At 72.9% G+C, this 18,229-nt stretch carries 17 protein-coding genes; 12 read left to right on the forward strand and 5 right to left on the reverse strand.

The genetic code is table 11. From position 1 onward, the window contains the following. Positions 1-3 precede the first annotated feature (3 nt). Complete coding sequence (locus AAD528_RS09205; protein ID WP_345751775.1) at positions 4-807, reverse strand: LLM class flavin-dependent oxidoreductase; 804 nt, start codon at positions 805-807, stop codon at positions 4-6. A gap of 188 nt (positions 808-995) precedes the next feature. Between AAD528_RS09205 and AAD528_RS09210 the strand changes: the two genes are divergently transcribed. Together AAD528_RS09210 and AAD528_RS09215 are read left to right on the forward strand one after the other, a co-directional pair. Beyond that, positions 996-2,375, forward strand: coding sequence for a glycine--tRNA ligase (locus AAD528_RS09210; protein ID WP_345751907.1), 1,380 nt, complete (start codon positions 996-998; stop codon positions 2,373-2,375). 136 nt (positions 2,376-2,511) lie between these two features. Further along, positions 2,512-3,138 (forward strand): GntR family transcriptional regulator, encoded by a 627-nt coding sequence (locus AAD528_RS09215; RefSeq protein ID WP_345751776.1) that lies wholly within the window; start codon positions 2,512-2,514, stop codon positions 3,136-3,138. Between the two features lie 4 nt (positions 3,139-3,142). Here the strand turns inward: AAD528_RS09215 and AAD528_RS09220 are convergent, their stop codons facing one another. Together AAD528_RS09220 and AAD528_RS09225 are read right to left on the reverse strand one after the other, a co-directional pair. Then, entirely contained in the window at positions 3,143-3,565 is a 423-nt protein-coding gene (locus tag AAD528_RS09220) for a DUF1801 domain-containing protein (protein ID WP_345751777.1), read from the reverse strand. 30 nt (positions 3,566-3,595) lie between these two features. Further along, positions 3,596-3,766 carry a hypothetical protein gene (locus tag AAD528_RS09225; RefSeq protein WP_345751778.1) on the reverse strand — a complete coding sequence of 57 codons (171 nt, stop codon included), beginning with the start codon at positions 3,764-3,766 and terminating at the stop codon, positions 3,596-3,598. Between the two features lie 352 nt (positions 3,767-4,118). Between AAD528_RS09225 and AAD528_RS09230 the strand changes: the two genes are divergently transcribed. Genes AAD528_RS09230 through AAD528_RS09275 form a run of 10 tightly spaced genes read left to right on the forward strand, consistent with a single transcriptional unit; the run spans position 4,119 to position 16,344 of the window. Next, entirely contained in the window at positions 4,119-4,928 is an 810-nt protein-coding gene (locus tag AAD528_RS09230) for a glycosyltransferase family 2 protein (protein ID WP_345751779.1), read from the forward strand. A 3-nt stretch (positions 4,929-4,931) separates the two neighbouring features. After that, positions 4,932-5,873 (forward strand): glycosyltransferase family 2 protein, encoded by a 942-nt coding sequence (locus tag AAD528_RS09235; RefSeq protein WP_345751780.1) that lies wholly within the window; start codon positions 4,932-4,934, stop codon positions 5,871-5,873. After that, positions 5,870-7,270, forward strand: coding sequence for a hypothetical protein (locus tag AAD528_RS09240; RefSeq protein ID WP_345751781.1), 1,401 nt, complete (start codon positions 5,870-5,872; stop codon positions 7,268-7,270). Before AAD528_RS09235 ends, AAD528_RS09240 begins: the two co-directional genes overlap by 4 nt. After that, positions 7,267-8,868: a glycosyltransferase gene (locus AAD528_RS09245; protein WP_345751782.1), complete on the forward strand. Its 1,602-nt coding sequence runs from the start codon at positions 7,267-7,269 to the stop codon at positions 8,866-8,868. The genes AAD528_RS09240 and AAD528_RS09245 overlap by 4 nt, the downstream gene beginning before the upstream one ends. Then, a complete protein-coding gene (locus AAD528_RS09250) occupies positions 8,865-10,664 on the forward strand; it encodes a hypothetical protein (RefSeq protein ID WP_345751783.1) in 1,800 nt (599 codons plus the stop codon). The genes AAD528_RS09245 and AAD528_RS09250 overlap by 4 nt, the downstream gene beginning before the upstream one ends. Beyond that, positions 10,661-12,226, forward strand: a complete 1,566-nt coding sequence (locus tag AAD528_RS09255; RefSeq protein ID WP_345751784.1) for a lipopolysaccharide biosynthesis protein — start codon at positions 10,661-10,663, stop codon at positions 12,224-12,226. Before AAD528_RS09250 ends, AAD528_RS09255 begins: the two co-directional genes overlap by 4 nt. Continuing rightward, entirely contained in the window at positions 12,223-13,179 is a 957-nt protein-coding gene (locus tag AAD528_RS09260; RefSeq protein ID WP_345751785.1) for a polysaccharide pyruvyl transferase family protein, read from the forward strand. Before AAD528_RS09255 ends, AAD528_RS09260 begins: the two co-directional genes overlap by 4 nt. A gap of 1 nt (position 13,180) precedes the next feature. Continuing rightward, complete coding sequence (locus tag AAD528_RS09265; protein ID WP_345751786.1) at positions 13,181-14,434, forward strand: hypothetical protein; 1,254 nt, start codon at positions 13,181-13,183, stop codon at positions 14,432-14,434. Beyond that, on the forward strand, positions 14,431-15,300 hold the full coding sequence (locus AAD528_RS09270) for a glycoside hydrolase family 16 protein (RefSeq protein ID WP_345751787.1): 870 nt from the start codon (positions 14,431-14,433) through the stop codon (positions 15,298-15,300). Before AAD528_RS09265 ends, AAD528_RS09270 begins: the two co-directional genes overlap by 4 nt. An 18-nt stretch (positions 15,301-15,318) precedes the next feature. After that, complete coding sequence (locus AAD528_RS09275) at positions 15,319-16,344, forward strand: acyltransferase family protein (RefSeq protein ID WP_345751788.1); 1,026 nt, start codon at positions 15,319-15,321, stop codon at positions 16,342-16,344. 3 nt (positions 16,345-16,347) lie between these two features. On the opposite strand, the gene AAD528_RS09280 is transcribed toward AAD528_RS09275, so the two are convergent. After that, positions 16,348-16,914, reverse strand: coding sequence for an HhH-GPD-type base excision DNA repair protein (locus AAD528_RS09280; protein WP_345751789.1), 567 nt, complete (start codon positions 16,912-16,914; stop codon positions 16,348-16,350). 23 nt (positions 16,915-16,937) lie between these two features. Further along, a complete protein-coding gene (locus AAD528_RS09285) occupies positions 16,938-18,212 on the reverse strand; it encodes a glutamyl-tRNA reductase (RefSeq protein WP_345751790.1) in 1,275 nt (424 codons plus the stop codon). Positions 18,213-18,229 lie beyond the last annotated feature (17 nt).

An 18,229-nucleotide genomic window follows, 5' to 3' on the forward strand; every position in this document is an offset into this window, starting at 1 on the left:
GCCTCAGGCCAGCGCGTCGAGGAACGGACGCGGATCGGGCGCGTCGGCCGTGCCGTGGAAGGCCACGGCGTCGGCGCCAGCCGCGGCGAGGGCCTCCGCCCGCGACAGCAGCGCGTCGCGCAGCCCCGGCTGCCGCGGATCGACCTCGGCGTACGTGATGACGCGCGTGCGACCGTCCCGGCCCGACGCCGCGCGGCCCTCGTCGACGATCGGACGCGCGGCCCGCACGCCGTCGGCGCCCGAGTCGCCGGTCAGCAGCACGCCGTCGGCGAGCTCGCCCGCGACGTGCAGGGTCCTCCGCCGCGTCGCGCCGAGCACGAGCTCGGGCGGCGTGCGCGGCGGCCAGTCGAGCGTGACGCCGTCGAGCGTGACGTAGCGGCCGGCGACGTCCACGGTCTCGCCGGCGAGCAGCGCCCGCACGGCGGTCGTGTACTCGCGCAGCAGGGTCAGCGGAGACTCGGCGCGCGCGCCCACCTGCCCCATCCACTCCAGCACGCCGTGCCCGAGGCCCGCGATGAGCCGCCCGGGCGCGAGCCGCTCGAGCGTCGAGAGCTCCATCGCGGCCAGCGCGGGGTTGCGCAGCGGCACGGGCAGCAGCCCGATCCCGACGCGCACGCGCTCGCTCCAGGCGAGCATGGCCGCCGCGGTCGCGATCCCGCCCTCGAGGAAGCAGTCCTCCCACAGCCACAGCTCGGCGACGTCCGACTCGTCGACGGCCGTCACGATCTCCCGCAGGGCCTCGGGTGGCGCCTGCGGCCGGAACACGACGCCCAGCGTCGGCAGACTCTGTGATCTCGACTCGGTCACGTCCCTCCCTCGCTCGATCCGATCGCGACGAGCGATCGCATGGCGGCCATCCTGGCACCGGCCGCCGACATCCGGCGGCCGGTGCATCCGGCGCGGCGGCGGGGAGCGTGCCCGCGAACTAGGATCGAGGTATCTGTGCGCGCGTGTCGGCGCACGTCATCCCGCTCATCCCGACCATTGGAGCCACCGTGGCCGAGCCCTCCCGCCTCGACAAGGTCATCAGCCTCGCCCGCCACCGCGGGTTCGTCTTCCAGGCGGGCGAGATCTACGGCGGATCGCGGTCGGCCTGGGACTACGGGCCCCTGGGCACCGAGCTCAAGGAGAACATCCGCCGCCAGTGGTGGCAGACGTTCGTGCGCGGCCGCGGCGACATGGTCGGCCTCGACTCGTCGATCATCCTGCCCACGAAGGTGTGGGAGGCGTCCGGCCACGTCGCGACGTTCACCGACCCGCTGGTCGAGTGCCTGCAGTGCCACAAGCGCCACCGCGAGGACCACCTGATCGAGGCGTTCGTGGACAAGAAGGGCCGTCAGCCCGAGAACGGCATGGCCGACATCGTCTGCCCCGACTGCGGCACGCGCGGCCAGTGGACCGAGCCGAAGTCGTTCTCGGGCCTCGTCAAGACCTACCTCGGCGTCGTCGACGACGAGTCGGGCCTGTACTACCTGCGCCCCGAGACGGCGCAGGGCATCTTCGTGAACTTCGCCAACGTGCTCACGGCGTCCCGCAAGAAGCCGCCGTTCGGCGTCGGCCAGGTCGGCAAGGCCTTCCGCAACGAGATCACGCCCGGCAACTTCATCTTCCGCACGCGCGAGTTCGAGCAGATGGAGATCGAGTTCTTCGTGCCGCCGGCCGACGCGCCTGAGTGGTTCGAGCACTGGGTCGACGCGTGCTGGAACTGGTTCATCGACCTCGGCATCGACCCGGATCACATGCGCAAGCTGGACATCCCGGACGGCGAGCGCGCGCACTACTCCGACCGCACGATCGACGTCGAGTACGACTTCGGCTTCCCGGGCAAGGGCTGGGGCGAGCTCATGGGCGTCGCCAACCGCACCGACTTCGACCTGACCAACCACATCAAGGCCTCGGGCAGCAAGCTCGAGTACTTCGACCAGGCCTCGGGCGAGAAGTACGTGCCGTACGTGATCGAGCCCTCGTTCGGCCTGACCCGCTCGATGATGGCGTTCCTGATCGACGCGTACACCGAGGAGGAGGTGCCCAACGCAAAGGGCGGCACCGACACCCGCACGGTGCTGAAGCTCGACCCGCGCCTCGCCCCCGTCAAGGTGGCCGTGCTGCCGCTGTCGCGCAACGAGCGCCTGTCGCCGCTCGCGCGCGAGGTGGCCGACGATCTGCGCGGCACGTGGAACGTCGACTTCGACGACGCGGGCGCGATCGGCCGCCGCTACCGCCGGCAGGACGAGATCGGCACGCCGCTGTGCGTCACGATCGACTTCGACTCGCTCGACGACCGCGCCGTGACCGTGCGCGATCGCGACACGATGGGCCAGGAGCGCGTGCCGCTCGAGGGCCTGCGCGCGTACCTCGGCGAGCGCCTGCGCTGACGACCGCCCGCTCAGCGGGCCGCGTCGGCCCGGGGAGCGGGAGCGCCGACTCCTTCTGTGGAACATTCGTTCGTGTACAGAAGGTAAACTCGGTTTCGGGGGTGGGGTTCTCGCGCGCCCAAGAACGGACCCCCGCATGACCCTCGACTTCGCCGCGCCGCTCACCAACAGCGGCCCGCGACTGTCCGATCTCGCGTTCGAGCGCCTCGCCCAGGCGATCGTCGACGGTGTCCTCGCCCCCGGCGAGCCTCTGCGCGACCACGTGCTGGCGCAGCAGCTCGGGGTGTCCCGGATGCCCGTGCGCGAGGCCCTGCAGCGTCTCGAGCGCGTGGGCCTCGTCGAGACCGCCGCGAGCCGCTACACGCGCGTGACGGTGTTCACGACGGAGCGCATCGCCGCGGGCATCGAGTACGCCGGCTTCCTGTATGGCGCTGCCACGTGGATGGCGACCACCCGGATGGGCGACGCCCAGCGCGCCCACGCCGTCGCGCTGCTCGACTCGCTGATCGCCGCTCCGACGAACGCGCGGGGCCTGCTCGCGCTGCGGGCGTTCTACCTCTACGTCTTCGCGGCGTCCGGGAACGAGGTGCTCGACCGTCGCAGCGACATCGCGTATCTGGTGTCCCGCATCGCGCGCACGGTGCCGGTCGACGAGCTGATGAAGCACGTGGCCGGTCGGGCGCGGACCCTGCGCGACGCGGTCGCGCGCGGCGACGCGGCAGGGGCCGAGACGGCCGTGCGCCGCATGCACGGCATCGCCTGACCGCTCACCCGGTGACGGTGATCGTCATCTGATCGGTGCCGCCCGCCTCGGTCCACGCGAGCGAGCGGGTCAGGATGTCCCGCAGCACGTCGACGTCGATGTCCTCGAGGCTCTTGATGTAGAGGCAGCCGCGGCCCGTGGTGTGCGGGCCCAGCCGGGAGAGCGCCTCCGCGTGCGCATCCGTGCTCTCGAGGTAGATCGTGGTCGCCTGCCTGCGCGGCGCGAAGGCCAGCACGGGCATGTCGCCCTCGGTGCCGGTCGGGTACACGTAGTGGCAGGCGCCGAAGCCGACCATCGTCCCCCACAGCACCGGCTCTCGCCCGCTGACCTCGCGCATCAGGTCGACGAGCGCCTCCGCGTCGGCGCGGCGCCGCGCCGGCGTCACGTCGAGGAGGAAGGCGCCGACGTCGCCGCCCGATGGTCGCATGTCAGGTCCCGCTCTCCGCACGACCCCGGATCACTTGCTCGGCGAGTACTCCTCGGCGGCGACCGCCGTGAAGTGGTCGCACTGGCGCACGTCGCAGATCGCGCATTCGGTGCCGCGACGGTAGTGCTCGTGCGCCTCGCGCGCGTGTCCGCAGGCGCACATGTCGGCCTGGATCGTCACCGGGCGTCGGAAGATCCCCATCCCCGCTCCTTCATGCAGTCGAGGCGACACCGCTGTCGCACCGTCCTATATATGCCGTCTGGTCTGTCGCATCTTCCCATGCGTCGGTGAGTGGCGGCTGAGATCGTTGGAGATCTCCCACAACGGCGACCCCGAACGGGGCACAGCCTGTAACGCATTCCTGCCACGACGTTCACGCGGGTGTAACAGCGGGTGGTCACCCTGGAGGTGAGACAGCGCTAGAGCCGAACCCCTCCGGATCATGTCGAGACGAGTGGGTTCCACGCAGGACACACCGCCGTGCAGGTGGACACGCCTGTGCGGAATCCCACCGAAGTTCGTCCGTCAGCCCCTCCCTCCGGAAGGAGTCTCCATGGTCGGCACCACTCAGCCCCGCATCTCGATCATCGTCCCGGCACGCAACGAGGCCAAGAACCTCGAAATCGTCCTCCCGTTGCTGCCGGACGTGCACCAGATCATCGTCGTCGACGGCCACTCCGTCGACGGCACCCCCGAGGTCGCCCGGCGCGTGCGCCCCTCGGTCGAGGTCATCACGCAGACCCGCCGCGGAAAGGGCAACGCCCTGGTCTGCGGCTTCGAGCGCGCCACCGGCGACATCATCGTGATGTTCGACGCCGACGGCTCAGCGGACGCGGACGAGATCCCGCGCTTCGTCGAGGCTCTCCTGAACGGCGCGGATGTCGGCAAGGGCAGCCGGTTCATGGCGGGCGGCGGCAGCGAGGACATCACGCCGCACCGCAGGCTCGGCAACTGGTGCCTCAGCACGCTCACCAACGTGCTGCTCGGCACCCGCTACACCGATCTCTGCTACGGCTACAACGCGTTCTGGCGCCGCACGCTCCCTCTGCTGGACCTGCCGCCCGCCCACCTCGACGTGGACGACGGCGAGATGGTGTGGGGCGACGGCTTCGAGATCGAGACGCTGCTGAACTGCCGCTTCGCCGAGCAGCGGCTGGCGGTCGTCGAGGTGGCCAGCGTCGAGCTGCCGCGCATCCACGGCGAGTCGAACCTCAACGCCCTCACCGACGGCCTGCGCGTGCTGCGCACGGTGTTCGACGAGCGGCGGCGGTGGCGCGACCGCTCCCGCGTCGCGGTGGCACGGCTGCAGCCCGCGGCCGAGCAGATCGATTCCGCGATCGCCCCCAGCAGCGCGCTGGGGTGACCCATGGAGGTCGCGGTGGTCATCTGCGCCTACACGCTCGCACGATGGGACCAGCTCGTCCTCTCGGTCGAGTCGGTGCTCCGGCAGGACCCGGAGCACGAGACGATCCTCGTCGTCGACCACAACGAGCCCCTCATGCTGCGTGCTCGCGAGCGCTGGCCCGACCTGACGGTGATCCGGAACGTCGGACGTCGCGGCCTGTCATCGGCGCGCAACAGCGCGCTCGCGGTCACCGGCGCCGACGTCGTGGCATTCCTCGACGACGACGCGTGGGCGGATGAGCGCTGGCTCGAGCACCTGGTGACGCCCTTCGAGGACGACCGCGTGGTCGCCACCGGCGGACGGGCGCTGCCGATCTGGCCCGGCGCGACGCCGGCCGTGCTCCCCCCGGAGCTGCTGTGGATCGTCGGATGCAGCTACCGCGGGCTGCCCGAGCAGGACGCGGAGGTCCGCAACGTCATGGGCTGCTCGATGGCCTACCGCGCCGAGCCGCTCCGGGAGCTGGGCGGCTTCAACCCCGACACGGGCCGGGTGGGTCGGCTGCCCATCGGCTGCGAGGAGACCGAGGTCTGCATCCGGCTGCGCGCGGCCGACGCGAGCCGCGTCATCCGGTACATCCCGGACTCGGTCGTGCACCACCACGTGAGCCCCGACCGCGTGCGCATGCGGTACGTGGTGCACCGCAGCTGGTGCGAGGGCGTGTCCAAGGCCGCGATCAGCCGGACCGTCGGGCGGCAGCAGGCCCTGGCGTCGGAGTCGTCGTACGTCACGACGGTGCTGCCGTCGGGCGTCGCCCGTGCGATCGGCAGCGGGCCCGCCGGATGGATCGGCGCGAGCGCGATCGTCGCCTCGGTGCTGTTCGCGGCGCTCGGCTTCGCGCGCGGCCGGCTCTCGACCCCCTCCGTCCCGCAGCGTTCCGGCGTCCGGGAGAACGCCGTCGCATGACGCTCCACGTGCGCACGGGGGAGACCGCGAGCGGAGCCGAGCACACGGCGACCCGCTCGGCGATCTCCCGCGACGCGGCGTGGCTGTTCGCGGGCTACGCGCTCACGAGCGGCTCGGGCTTCGTGTTCTGGGTGGCCGCGGCCATCCTGATCCCGCAGTCCGCGCTCGGCGTGCAGGCGTCGCTGCTCGCGATCATCACGGCCGCCGCCGCCTTCGCGAGCATCGGCCCCGGCAGCGCGCTCATCGTCCTGCTCCCCGCCGGCGGGCCCGCCGCGGCGACCGTGCTGTCGCGGGCCCTGCTGGTCACGGCCGCCGCCGCCGTGGTGGCGGGGACCGCCGCCGGTGCGCTCGCGAGCGCGTTCCTGCTGACGGACGAGGCGCCGGCCACGGTGATCGCGCTCGTGGCTCTCGCGACGGTCGCCTGGGCGCTGTTCAACGTACAGACGCAGGCACTGGCGGGCGCCGGGAACGCGCGCTCCACCGCGTGGGTGAACGGCGCCGCCAGCGTCGGCAAGCTCGTGCTGCTGCTCGGCGTCGCGGCGCTCGCGCCGCAGCTGCCGCTGCTGCTGGTGATCGCGACGCTCGTGCCCGCGACGGGGGCGATGATCCTCAGCGCGACCGTGCTCGCGCCGCGAGCGATCGCCCGGCTGCGCGGCGCGGCGGCGGGCGCGCGCACCTGGGGGCCGGAGCTGGCCCGGTCGTTCTCGCGCTTCACGCTGCAGAACACCGTCGCCACGGGGCTCGTCCTCGCCCTGGGGCTGTCCCTGTCGTTCCTCGTCACGGTGCTCTCGTCGGCCGAGCAGGGGGCGGTGTTCGCCCTGACCTACCAGGTCGCCGTGGCGCTGGACCTCGTCGGCGTCGGGGTGGCCACATCGCTCGCCCGCAACGCGTCCATCGACTACGACGTCAGCGAGAGGGTGACGCGGGGCCTCAGCGGCCGGGTCTCGCTCATCGTCCTCGGCCTCGGCGCCGTCGCCACGGGCGCGACGCCGCTGCTGCTGTCGTTCCTGGGCGAGGGCTACGACGCCGCACAGGGCGCCGTGATCGTCGCGGCGCTCGCGGCCGCGAGCGTGCTGCGTCCCGGATACGACCTCTGGTCGGCCCTGATGCGCGCGCGGCAGCGCGTGGCTCCCGTGATCCTCGGCAACGTCGTCTGGTGCGCCATCGTGCTGGCCGGCTGCCTCACGCTCGTCCCGCCGCTGGGCGCACTCGGCGCCGCGCTCGCGATCCTCGCCGGCGCCGTCGCGCTCGCGGTGTTCGGCCTCCTCGCGTCGGCGCGGACCGCGACGCGCCCGCCGGATGCCCCGGTGACGCCGGATGACCTCCCCGCGGCGGTGCAGGATGCGCGCGCCGCCGGATGGCCGCACGCCCGCCCCAAGGAAAGGACTGCCCCGTGACGACCCTCATCCTGACTCCGGCGATGCCCCTGCACGGCGACGTGGAGCGCGACGACGCGACGTGGGTCGGCCTGCTCGACGCCGCGGCGCTCCCGGACGCCGGCACGCTCGTCCTGGCCGAGGGCGAGCGCTTCGCGCGCGCCCGGCTCCTGGTGCGCGACGACGCGGGCGTGCGCGGCTACGTCACGCTGCCGCTCTCGGGCGAGACGCTCCCGGGCGACGACGTCCGCGCCGCGGTCGCGGCACTCCCCGCCGCCGCGGGCTGGCAGATGGGGGCGGACGCGCCGCCGGTCACGATCGTGGTCTGCACGCGAGACCGCGCCGGCATGCTGCGTGAGACGCTCGACTCGCTCGCGGCGGTCGAGTGGGGCGCGCTCGAGGTCGTGATCGTCGACAACGCGCCGTCGACCGCGGAGACGTCCGAGCTCGTGCACGGCGAGTACCCCGACTTCCGCTACGTGCGCGAGGACGCTCCCGGCCTGTCGCACGCGCGCAACGCCGGCCTGCGGGCCGCGACCTCGCCGATCGTGGCGTTCACCGACGACGACGTGATCGTCGATCCGCAGTGGATCGCCCAGCTCGTGGCGGGCTTCGGGGCGGCCGACGACGTCGACTGCGTGACCGGCGCCGTGCCGAGCGGCGAGCTGCGCAACCGCGTGCAGGCGTACTTCGATGCGCGCGTGAGCTGGTCGAAGCTCATCGCCCCGCGGCTGTTCCGCCTGAGCGATCCGCCGCCGGATCTGCCGATGTTCCCCTTCTGCGTGGGGGAGTTCGGCACGGGCGCCAACTTCGCGGTGCGGCGCGACGCGATGCTCGCGCTCGGGGCCTTCGACACGGCGCTCGGCGCCGGGACCGGCACGAAGGGCGGCGAGGACCTCGACATGTTCCTGCGGATGCTGTACTCCGGATCGGCCATCGCCGTGAACCCCGCCGCGATCGTCTGGCACCGGCACCGGTCGGACCTCGATGCCCTGTCCGCCCAGGCGGTCGGCTACGGCAGGGGCTTCGGGGCGTGGGCGACGACCGTGATGCTGGAGCCCGCGATGCTCGGCGCCGCGATGCGCCGCGCGCCGCGCGCGGTGGGGCGCCTGCTGCGCAAGCCCATGGCGACGGTCGACGCGGACGGCCCGCACGTCGCGACCGCGTCCGACCGGGCCGTCTCCCGGCTCGAGCTGTCGAGCGTGCTGAGCGGACCGACGAGCTACCTGCGCGAGCGTCGCCGCCAGCTCGACGCGGGCGCCTTCGCGGGGCCCGCGTCGCGCGGCGCCCCGCTGGAGCGGCGGCTGTGGGCGGCGCTCGCCGCCGTCGCCGGGATCCTGGGCCTCCTCGCCGCGCTGCCGCTGCCGACGTGGCTGTCGCTCATCCTGCTGGCGTGCTTCGTGTTCGTCGGCCCCGGCGCCGTCGTGCGCGCCTGGGTGCCGCTGCCGCCGCACCTGACCCCGGTCGCGGTGCCGGCGCTCGGACTGTCGGCCGTGATCCTGCTCGTGACGGCCTCCGTCTTCGCGACGTGGTGGCAACCGGCCCTCGGACTCGCGGCGATCGCGCTCGCGACATGCGTGGGCGCGCTCGTGACCTACCGGACGGGGGTGCGCGCATGACCGCCCTGGCCCCGGCGCCGCAGACCGGCGCCCAGACGATCGCGGAGGCGCCCGCCGCCCCCGCCCGCCGGCGCCGGCCGTGGCTGGTGCCCGCCCTGCTCGTGCTGGCCGCGGGCGTCACGTGGCTGATCGCGGCGCCGACCCTGCGGGACGCCCCGTGGAGCATGTTCGGACTGCTGACCGCGGCCAGCCCGCTGCTGGCGGTCTCGATCGGGCTGGCGGCGACCGGCTTCGGCCTCGCGATCGCGCTGCGCGCCCCGCGGATGGCCGCGATCGGGCTCATCGCGACCGTGCTCGTCGTGCGCCTGCCCATGACGATCGGGGTGGAGGCGCCCTCCTACTCGTGGACGTACAAGCACTTCGGCGTCGTCGACTACATCGAGCGCTACGGGTCCGTCGACCAGTCGGTGGACATCTACCACAACTGGCCCGCGGCGTTCGCGTTCGTCGCCTGGCTGAACTCCGTGACGGGCACCGACACGATGAGCGTCGCGCTGTGGTTCCCCGTCGTGGTGCAGCTGGCGATGGCGGGCGCCGTCTACTACCTGTGCCGCTCGCAGCGCCTGTCCGTCAGCGCCTCGCTGGTCGGGGCGTTCCTCGCCCACGCCGCCAACTGGGTGGCGCAGGACTACATGTCGCCGCAGGCGATCGCCTTCACTCTCGGCATCGTCGTGATCGCGCTCCTGCTGTCCTCGCCGCGGTCCCCGGCCGCGGCCTGGGTGGCGGTGCCGATCTTCGCGGCGATCGTCGTCGCGCACCAGCTGACGCCGTACTGGATCATCGCCGCGACGGTCGCGCTCACGGTGCTGCGCCGGATCCGTCCGCGCTACCTGGTGTTCGTGCTGATCGCGATCGCGCTGGGGTACATGGCGCTGCACCTCGGGGTCCTGACCCGCTTCGGAAGCCTGCTCAACCTCGACCTCCTCGCCAATCTGCAGACCAGCGCCCAGCGGGCGAGCGGAGACCCGAGCATCGGCCAGCGCGTCAACTCGATCGCCGCGCGTGCTGTCTCCGTCGTCGTGTGCGGCGGCGCGGCGGCGATCGTCGCGTGGCGCCTGTGGCGGCGGCGGGACGAGTGGCGCGCGACGCTGACCCTCGCGACGATCGCCTTCTCGCCCGTGCTGATCCTGGTCGGCCAGGGCTACGGCGGCGAGGCGATCTTCCGGGTGTTCATGTACTCGCTGCCCGGCTGCGCGCTGATCATCGCCCCCGCCCTGACGGCCCTGCTGCAGGCTGCCCGCCCGGTCAGGGCGGCGCTGCGCAGGCGGATCGCGGCGACGGCCGCCCTGACCGTGCTCACGCTGGTGTCGGCGCAGGCGTACTACGGCGGGTGGTTCGCCAACCTCGTGACGACCGAGTCGGTCGACGTCGCGACGCGCATCCTGAAGGAGGAGGATCCGCACACGCTCACGATCGGCGTCGCGCCGGGAGCCCCGGGCCGACTCGTGGCCGAGTACACGGAGTTCGTGCACGCGCACGAGTCGTTCGACACCGGCATCGACACGTGGCTCAACACCTGGATGGAGGGCGACGACTTCTCGGATCCCACCCGGATGAACGAGATGACGCAGGCGCTGCTGGGCGGCGGCCAGGAGTCGATCATCCTGATCACGCGGCAGATGCAGTACTACAACGACTACTACGGCACGCTGCCCCCCGGCGCCCTCGACAACTTCCTGGACATCATCGCCGACGACCCGCGGTGGACCCTCGAGTACGAGAGCGACGACATCCTGATGTACCGCCTCGACTCCGGCTTCTCCCAGGGGATCGCGCCGGGCGGAGACGGCGGATGACGGCGGCGACCGACGTCGCTCGCGCGACCGCGGGAGTCCCCGCGGCGCCCGCGTCGATCCTGCGCTCGGTCGTCACGACGTACAGCGCCCGCTTCGCGACGCTCGTCGCGTTCCTGGTGCTGCTGCCCGTGGTGCTGCAGTCGGTGGGCGCGGACGCGTACGGCCTCTACGCCCTGACCGTCGCCCTCGGCGCGATCTTCCAGCAGGACCTCGGCATCGGCGACGCCACGACGCGCTTCATCGCGGTCGCCCGCCCCGCGGGCGATCTCGACCGGATGCGCCGCACCGCCGCCGCGAGCGCCGGCTTCTCGCTCGCCGCGGCCGTCGTGATGGGCGCGGGCGTGGCGGTCGCGCTCGTGCTCGCGGTGGCCGCCGCCGACGTCCCCGCACCGCTGGACACGACGGCGCGGATCCTGGTCGCCCTCGGGGTCGCCAACGTGTTCCTGCTGCTGGCGATGTCCCCGCACCGGCAGGTGCTCGCGGGCATCGGCCGGATCGACGACGTCAACCTCGTGCTGATCGGGCAGGCGGCGATGCGGATCGTCCTCACGCTCGCGGTGTGCGCGCTGGGCTGGGGGATCGTCGCGGTCGCGGTCGTCGACGTCGCCGCCACGCTCGCGCTCGGCGGTGCCACGCTGTGGCTGCGCCGCCGCCGCATGCCGGGTCTGGTGGTGCGGCTGCGCGACTTCCGGTGGGACGCGTTCCGCGAGCTGTTCTCGATGAGCGCGCAGCTGCTGGTGATCGGGCTGTCGGCCGTGGTCATCACGCAGGTCGGCAGCGTGCTGACGGCGCTGCTGCTGCCCATCGCGTTCGCCACGCTGTTCGCCGCCGCGCAGCGCATGTACCTCGTGGTCAAGGAGGTCACCGGCTCGCTCGCGACCGCGCTGCTGCCCATCGCGTCCCTGCGGCACGGCGAGGGCGCCGTCGGATCGCAGCGCGAGCTGTACCTGTCCGGCACGGGCTACGCGAACATGCTGATGACGATCGTCCTGGTCCCCGCCGTGCTGTTCATGCCGACGATCATGCAGGCCTGGATCGGCGCGGACGGCGCCGCGGCCGCGCTGGTCGCGCAGATCCTGATCCTGTCGCTGTTCGCCAACAACAACCACCTGCTCGCCCTGCCGGTCCTGACGGCCCAGGGGAGGGTGCGCGCGTTCGCCGTGCTGCACGCGACGTGGGCGGTGTCAGGGACCGTGCTGGCGGCGATCCTCGGAGCGACGATGGGTCTGCCGGGCATCGCGCTGGGCATCGCCCTTCCGGTCATCGCACTCGAGCCGATCTACGTCTGGGTGGTCCTGCGCCGCATCGGCGCGACGGCGCGGGAGTTCCTCGCGCGCTGCCTCGCGCGACCGCTGCTGCCCGCGCTGCCCCTCGCGGTCGTGCTCGTCGTGGCCACCGCCGCGACCCGCCCCGGCTTCGCCCTGGCCGCGACCCTGAGCGCGGCGTGGGCGGTCGCGCTCGCCGCCGTGTATGTGCTGTTCGATCCGCCCGCCCGCGCCGCCGCCCGCCGCCTCGTGCGACCCGGTCGGTCCGCCCCCACCCATGAGGAGAACTCCGCGTGACGACGTTCATCGACGAGATGCAGCGCAGGACGTTCGCCGCGCTCTCGGACCTGCACGCGGGCGTGGACGAGCTCGTGCTCACCGACTTCCCGGACTACGAGAACATCGGCGACTCGATGATCGCGCTCGGCCAGGCGGCGTTCTGGCGCCGGGCGGGCATCCGGCTCCGCGCGACGTACTCGTGGATGACGATCGACGACCGCGTGTACGCCTCGACCGTCCCGGTGGCGATTCAGGGCGGTGGCAACTTCGGCGGCCTGTACCCGCGGCACTCCGCGCACCGGTATCGCCTCGCAGAGCGGCTGCGGGCCGGCACCCTCCTCATCCAGGAGCCGCAGTCCGTGCACTTCACGACCGACGCGGAGCGGTCCGAGTTCCGCGACCGGATGGCGACGCGCCCCGGCCTGCGGCTGGCCGTCCGCGACCGGACGTCGCTCGAGACCGTGTGCGCTCACGTCCCGGACGCCGCGCTCTCGCCCGACAGCGTGCACATGCTGGGGGCGGTGGATGCGCCGGCGCCGGTGCAGGAGATCCTCTACGTGCTGCGGCGCGACGACGAGAGCACCCTGCGCGCGAGAGCCGCCGGCGCCGGCGCGATCGACGGCAGCGTCGACTGGCCGGCCATGACGAACGCGGATCGCGCCCGGCGGCGCCTGGAGCGCATCGTGCGCGAGGGCGCCCTCACGCGCCGGACCAACCGGACGACCGAGCGCTGGTTCGCGGACGCCGACGCCCGGCTGCGCACGGGCGTCGCCCTGCTCGGTCGGGGCGAGACGATCGTGACGGACCGTCTCCACGCGATGCTGCTCGCGCTGCAGCTGGGGCGCCGCGTGATCGCGATCGACAATTCGACCGGCAAGCTCAGCAGCTACGTGGACACGTGGTTCGGCGATCTGGACATGCCGCTGCAGCTCGTCTCCGATCTCGCCGAGGCCCGCGAGGCGGTGCACTGAGATGTCCCCGCGCATCGAGACCACGTCGCCGCCGCCGATCCGGCTCACGGCCGTGCCGCCCGCGCGCGGGGCCGGTCGCATCCAGGCCGGCGACCGGATGGCGTCCGGCACCCGCATCACGGTGCTGATGCGTCCGCTGCGGGTGCCGCCCCGCGAGCAGGTCGTCGCCCGCGTCCGCGCGCTCCTCGAACTGGGTCCGTCCGCGCGCGTCGGGCGCATCCTGGACGAGCGCCGCTGGTCGTACGAACCGGCCGCGATCGAGGAGCATGCCGAGCGCATGGTCGGGCGCCTGCCCGACGACCTCGGCACCGCCGAGGACCTGCCCCGGCTGCGCGAGCGCGCCGATCCGATGCTCCCGCTGTCGCTGTTCCTCGGGACCGACCGCATCGCCGTGCTGTTCGACCATCGCCTGGGGGACGGCTTCTTCGCCGTCATGGTGCTGGCCGCCCTGTTCGCCGAGGAGGGCGTCCCGCGCGTGTTCGAGGGTGCGGACGACCGCGATCCGCTGCCCGCGGCGCTCGCCGCCACGTTCGGCCGGCATCCGTCGCGGGCGTGGAACGTCGTGCGGGACAAGCTCGTCACCGCTCCCGGCGCCGCGTCGGGTCCCTCGCGCGTGGTCGACGGACCCGGGTCGCTGGCCCTCCACGCGACGATGATGACGCCCGACGCGTACCGGGCGTTCTCGGCCTGGACACGGGGCCGGATGCCGCGCTCGGCGGCGATCGTGGCGGCCTTCCAGGCGGCGCTGCGGGCCGAGGGCATCCCGGTCGCCGACAGCGGGATCGTGCTCGTCGACCTGCGCCGTTACCTGCCGTCCGGCCGCGCGACGCTCGCGAACTTCGTGATCGGCCATCCGCTCGACCTCCGCCGCGGGCCCGATGCGGCGGGCGCTCAGCTGACGCGCGACCTGCACCTCGGTCGTCCGCTCGCCGCGCTCGCCGTGGCACGGCGCCCCGTGCTGCGGGCGGCCCCGACGGCGGAGACCGTCCCGGAGGCGGCCGTGCCGATCGTGAGCGACATGGGGCTGCTTCGTCCGCTGGAGCGCCTCCCGTGGGACGGCGTCGATCCGCAGCGTCCGACCATCGAGGTGTCGGTGGACCCCGCGACCCGCGGCGGCATCACGGCCCTGACGACCGTGCTGCGCGGTCGGTTCGGAGTCTCCCTGAGCTTCGACTCGTCCATCTTCCCCGCAGACCGCGTCGTCGCCGCCGGCGAGCGCCTCTGCACCGCCCCATTGGAGCTGCTCCCCGCATGACCGTCACCACTCGTCCCCCCGCCCCTGCCGCCGACGCGCTCGCCGCGCCACGCCGCAGGCATCCGGTGCGTCGCGTGCTCGTCGCGATCGGCGTCGTCCTCCTGCTCGTGCTGATCGCCGCCGGGATCTGGGTCGTCTCCTACCTGACCCCCGACGGACCGGGCGAGTTCTTCGACGACTTCGACGGCGCCGCGGGCAGCGCCCCCGATCCGAAGATCTGGGGCAACGACGTGGGCCGCGGCGGCTGGGGGAACAACGAGCTCCAGGAGTACACGAGCGACGCGACGGCGCTGGACGGCGAGGGCAACCTCGTCATCACGGCGACCATCCCTCGCGACGGCTCGGCGATCACGTCGGGGCGACTCACCACGAAGGGGAAGTTCTCGTTCCAGTACGGCACACTCGAGACCCGCATGAAGCTCCCCGGGGGACAGGGACTGCTGCCGGCGTTCTGGATGCTCGGCGACACCACGGACGTCGTCGGCTGGCCCGCCGCGGGCGAGATCGACATCGTCGAGACGCCGTCGACCACCAGCGCCAGCTCGCACCATGTGCACGGGCCGGTCTCCTTCACGAAGAAGTGGTCGGTCGGGGAGGGCGTGCGCTTCGAGCGGCCGCTCTCCGAGGACTACCACGTGTTCGGCGTGACGCGCTCGCCGGGCCACATCGAGATCACCGTCGACGGAGAGGTCGCCATGACCGTCGACCGCGACGACATCCGGAAGGGGACCTGGGTCTTCGACCTGCCGATGCACGCGCTGTTCAGCCTCGCGGTCGGCGGCGACTGGCCCGGGGAGCCGGATGAGACCACGCCCGAGGTGGCCGAGATGAAGATCGACTGGATCCGCTACACGCCCCAGGGCTGACCGGCGGGGAGGACCGACATGACGGATCCCGGGACGCGGATGGCCTGGATCGACGTCGCGCGCGGCGTCGCGATCTCGCTCGTGGTGCTGTTCCACACGGGCATGTTCACGGTGCCGACCGGCCTCGCGCCCGGCTGGTGGACGGACCTGAACCTGGCGTTCGCACTGCTGCGCATGCCCCTGTTCTTCCTCGTGTCCGGCCTGCTCGCGGTCGGCGCGGTGCGGCGGACATGGGCGCGGCTGTGGTCCACGCGCCTGGCGGTGCTGGTGTGGGTGTTCGTGCTGTGGACGATCCTGCGCTTCCTCTACTACCGGGTGATGCCCGAGCCGATCGACCTGAACCAGTCGAGCTGGGTGGATCTCGTGCTGTCGGTCGTGCGGCCGTCGAACGGGCTGTGGTTCCTGTTCGCGCTCGCCGTCTTCCTCGTCGTCGGCAAGGCGGTCGACGCCCGCGCGCCGCGCGCCGTCGTGCTCGCCGTCGCGGGCGCCGCATCCGTCGCGCTGCACTCCGGGTTCACGACCGGGAACGTGGCGTACGACGGCATCCTGCGCTACTTCGTGTTCTTCCTGGCGGGGCTCTGGTTCCGCGACCGGATCGTCCGCCTCGTCGAGCGGATGTCGACCACCTCGACCGTGCTGCTGCTCGGCGCGTTCGTCGCCGGCATCGCGCTGCGTGCCGTCGCGGGAGCCGTCGTCGACACGATCACCGCGCTGCCGATCGCCTCGGCGGGCGTGCTGGGGGCGCTCGGGGCCTCGCGCGCGCTCGCGGACCGGCGCCTCGCGCGGCCGTTCGCGCACCTCGGTGGGCGGACGCTGCAGGTGTACGTCACGCACGTGCTGCTGCTGTCGGCCATGACGACCGCGCTGATGGCGCTGCCGTCGGGCGGGCTCCTCGCCGCCGTCGCGCCCGTCCTGCCGGTCGTCCTGGCGATCGTCGCGATCGTCCTCAGCCTGCTGTTCGCGCGGGCGGCCGAGGCGCTGCCGCTCACCGCCCTGCTGTACCGCGCGCCCGCGTGGTTCGCGCGCACGCCGGTCGCGGTCTAGGCATCAGCCCTTCGCGGCGGCCTTCGCGGCGCGCTTGAACTCGCGCACCCTGGCGAGGGTCTCCGGGCTCGTGATGTCGGCGACCGAGCGGAACGAGCCCTCCTCGCCGTACGCGCCGGCGGCCTCGCGCCATCCCGCCCCGTCGTAGCCGTACTGCTTGCCGAGCAGCGCCAGGAAGATCCGGGCCTTCTGATCGCCGAAGCCCGGCAGGGCCTTGAGCCGCTTCAGCACCTCCCGGCCGTCCGGATCGCCCTGCGTCCAGATCGCGGCGGCGTCGCCGCCCCAGTCGTCCACGATCGTCTGGCACAGCGTGCGCACGCGGTCGGCCATCGACCCGGGGAAGCGGTGCACGGCGGGAGTCGTCTTGAACGCCTCCGTGAACGCGTCGGGGTCGTGCCCGGCGATGTCGCGGGCGTCGACGGATCCGATCCGCTGCCGGATCTTCTCCGGGCCGGTGAACGCGGTCTCCATCGCGATCTGCTGATCCAGCAGCATCCCGATCAGCAGCGCGAGCGGGTTCTCCGTCAGGAGGGCGTCGGCGTCGGCGTCGCCGGTGATCTTCAGGGCCATGCGGATGATCCTTCCGGAGCTGCTCAGACCGGGGTGACGTCGCCCACGACCGGGCAGGCGGCCGTGGCCGGCAGCCCGGGCCGGGCCGCGGCGCCGGCGGCGTCGACCGCGGGGCGCACGTCGACGCCGAAGAGGGTCTCGATCGCGGCGAACACCTCGTCCGCGCGGCCCTGCATGGCGTAGTCGGCCGCGCGCACGGTCGGGGTGTGCAGCAGCGTGCCGACGAGGTGGCGCAGCGCCGCCTCCGATTCGGGACGGCGGGCGATCTCGGCCTCGAGCAGGCCGAACACGTGCTGGCGCAGCGCGACGATCGCGGGCTGCGCGCTGCGGCTGCGGCGCACGTCGACGAAGCGCGCGGCGGCGTCCTTCACCATGGCGCGCGCGGCGTCGGTGGCCTGCAGCTCCTCGAGCGGGGCGTGCACGCGGATGGTCTCGAGGTCGAGCAGCGTGACGCCCGGCACGTCTCCGACCGCGGGGTCGACGTTGCGCGGCATGCCGAGGTCGATGACGAACAGCGGCTTTTCGCGCCCCGCGACCATGGCAGGCTTCACGACCGGCTCGTCGCTCGTGGTGCAGGTGATCACGATGTCGCTGCGGTCGGCGGTGTCGATGACGTCCGTGCGCGCGACGTGCGCGATCCCGTGCTTCTCGCCGAAGATCCTGCCGCGGCCGGATCCCGAGTACACGGTGATGTCGGTGACGCCGCGGTCGCGGAGCGCCGCGATGGTCGCGGCGGCGTACATGCCGGTGCCGATCAGCAGCACCTTCTGGGTCGTCCAGTCGGCGAGGCGGCTGTCGGTCAGCTCGAGCGCGAGGCGCACGAGCGAGCGGCCGGCGCGGCCGAGGGCCGTGGCGTTCTTGATGGCCTTCTGCGTCTCGGTGGCGCGCTGGAACATGCGCTCGAGGTCGCCGGTGGTGGTGCCCTGGTGGCGTGCGTCGGTGAGCGCGCGGCGCACCTGGCCGCCGATCTCGCCCTCGCCGATCACGACAGACTCGAGGCCGGCGGCCACGGCGAACAGGTGCTCGGCGGCCTTGGCGTCGGTCTTGACGGCGTACGCCCCGGCGAACTCCTCGGCGCTCAGCCCCGAGGCCGAGCGCATGGCGTCGGCGATCACGAGGGCGGTCTCGTCCGTGTCGGTCTCGACGTAGGCCTCGACGCGGTTGCACGTCGAGAGCACCACGACGCCGTCCACGGCGGGGGCGATCAGCGGCGCGATCCTCCCGGCGCCGGGGGTCGACAGCTGCTCGAGGACGTCGAACGGCGCGGTCTTATGACTCGCGGTGACACAGAGCAGCACGGCCCCGATTCTACGCC

This window comes from Microbacterium rhizophilum (assembly GCF_039605615.1).
Taxonomy (GTDB): Bacteria; Actinomycetota; Actinomycetes; order Actinomycetales; family Microbacteriaceae; genus Microbacterium; species Microbacterium rhizophilus.

Excerpts from the sequence above, each read along its gene's own strand:
- AAD528_RS09215 (WP_345751776.1), top strand. The coding sequence starts at position 2,512 with ATGACCCTCGACTTCGCCGCGCCGCTCACCAACAGCGGCCCGCGACTG.
- AAD528_RS09220 (WP_345751777.1), bottom strand. The coding sequence starts at position 3,565 with ATGCGACCATCGGGCGGCGACGTCGGCGCCTTCCTCCTCGACGTGACG.
- AAD528_RS09225 (WP_345751778.1), bottom strand. The coding sequence starts at position 3,766 with ATGGGGATCTTCCGACGCCCGGTGACGATCCAGGCCGACATGTGCGCC.
- AAD528_RS09230 (WP_345751779.1), top strand. The coding sequence starts at position 4,119 with ATGGTCGGCACCACTCAGCCCCGCATCTCGATCATCGTCCCGGCACGC.
- AAD528_RS09235 (WP_345751780.1), top strand. The coding sequence starts at position 4,932 with ATGGAGGTCGCGGTGGTCATCTGCGCCTACACGCTCGCACGATGGGAC.
- AAD528_RS09240 (WP_345751781.1), top strand. The coding sequence starts at position 5,870 with ATGACGCTCCACGTGCGCACGGGGGAGACCGCGAGCGGAGCCGAGCAC.
- AAD528_RS09250 (WP_345751783.1), top strand. The coding sequence starts at position 8,865 with ATGACCGCCCTGGCCCCGGCGCCGCAGACCGGCGCCCAGACGATCGCG.
- AAD528_RS09255 (WP_345751784.1), top strand. The coding sequence starts at position 10,661 with ATGACGGCGGCGACCGACGTCGCTCGCGCGACCGCGGGAGTCCCCGCG.
- AAD528_RS09265 (WP_345751786.1), top strand. The coding sequence starts at position 13,181 with ATGTCCCCGCGCATCGAGACCACGTCGCCGCCGCCGATCCGGCTCACG.
- AAD528_RS09270 (WP_345751787.1), top strand. The coding sequence starts at position 14,431 with ATGACCGTCACCACTCGTCCCCCCGCCCCTGCCGCCGACGCGCTCGCC.
- AAD528_RS09275 (WP_345751788.1), top strand. The coding sequence starts at position 15,319 with ATGACGGATCCCGGGACGCGGATGGCCTGGATCGACGTCGCGCGCGGC.
- AAD528_RS09280 (WP_345751789.1), bottom strand. The coding sequence starts at position 16,914 with ATGGCCCTGAAGATCACCGGCGACGCCGACGCCGACGCCCTCCTGACG.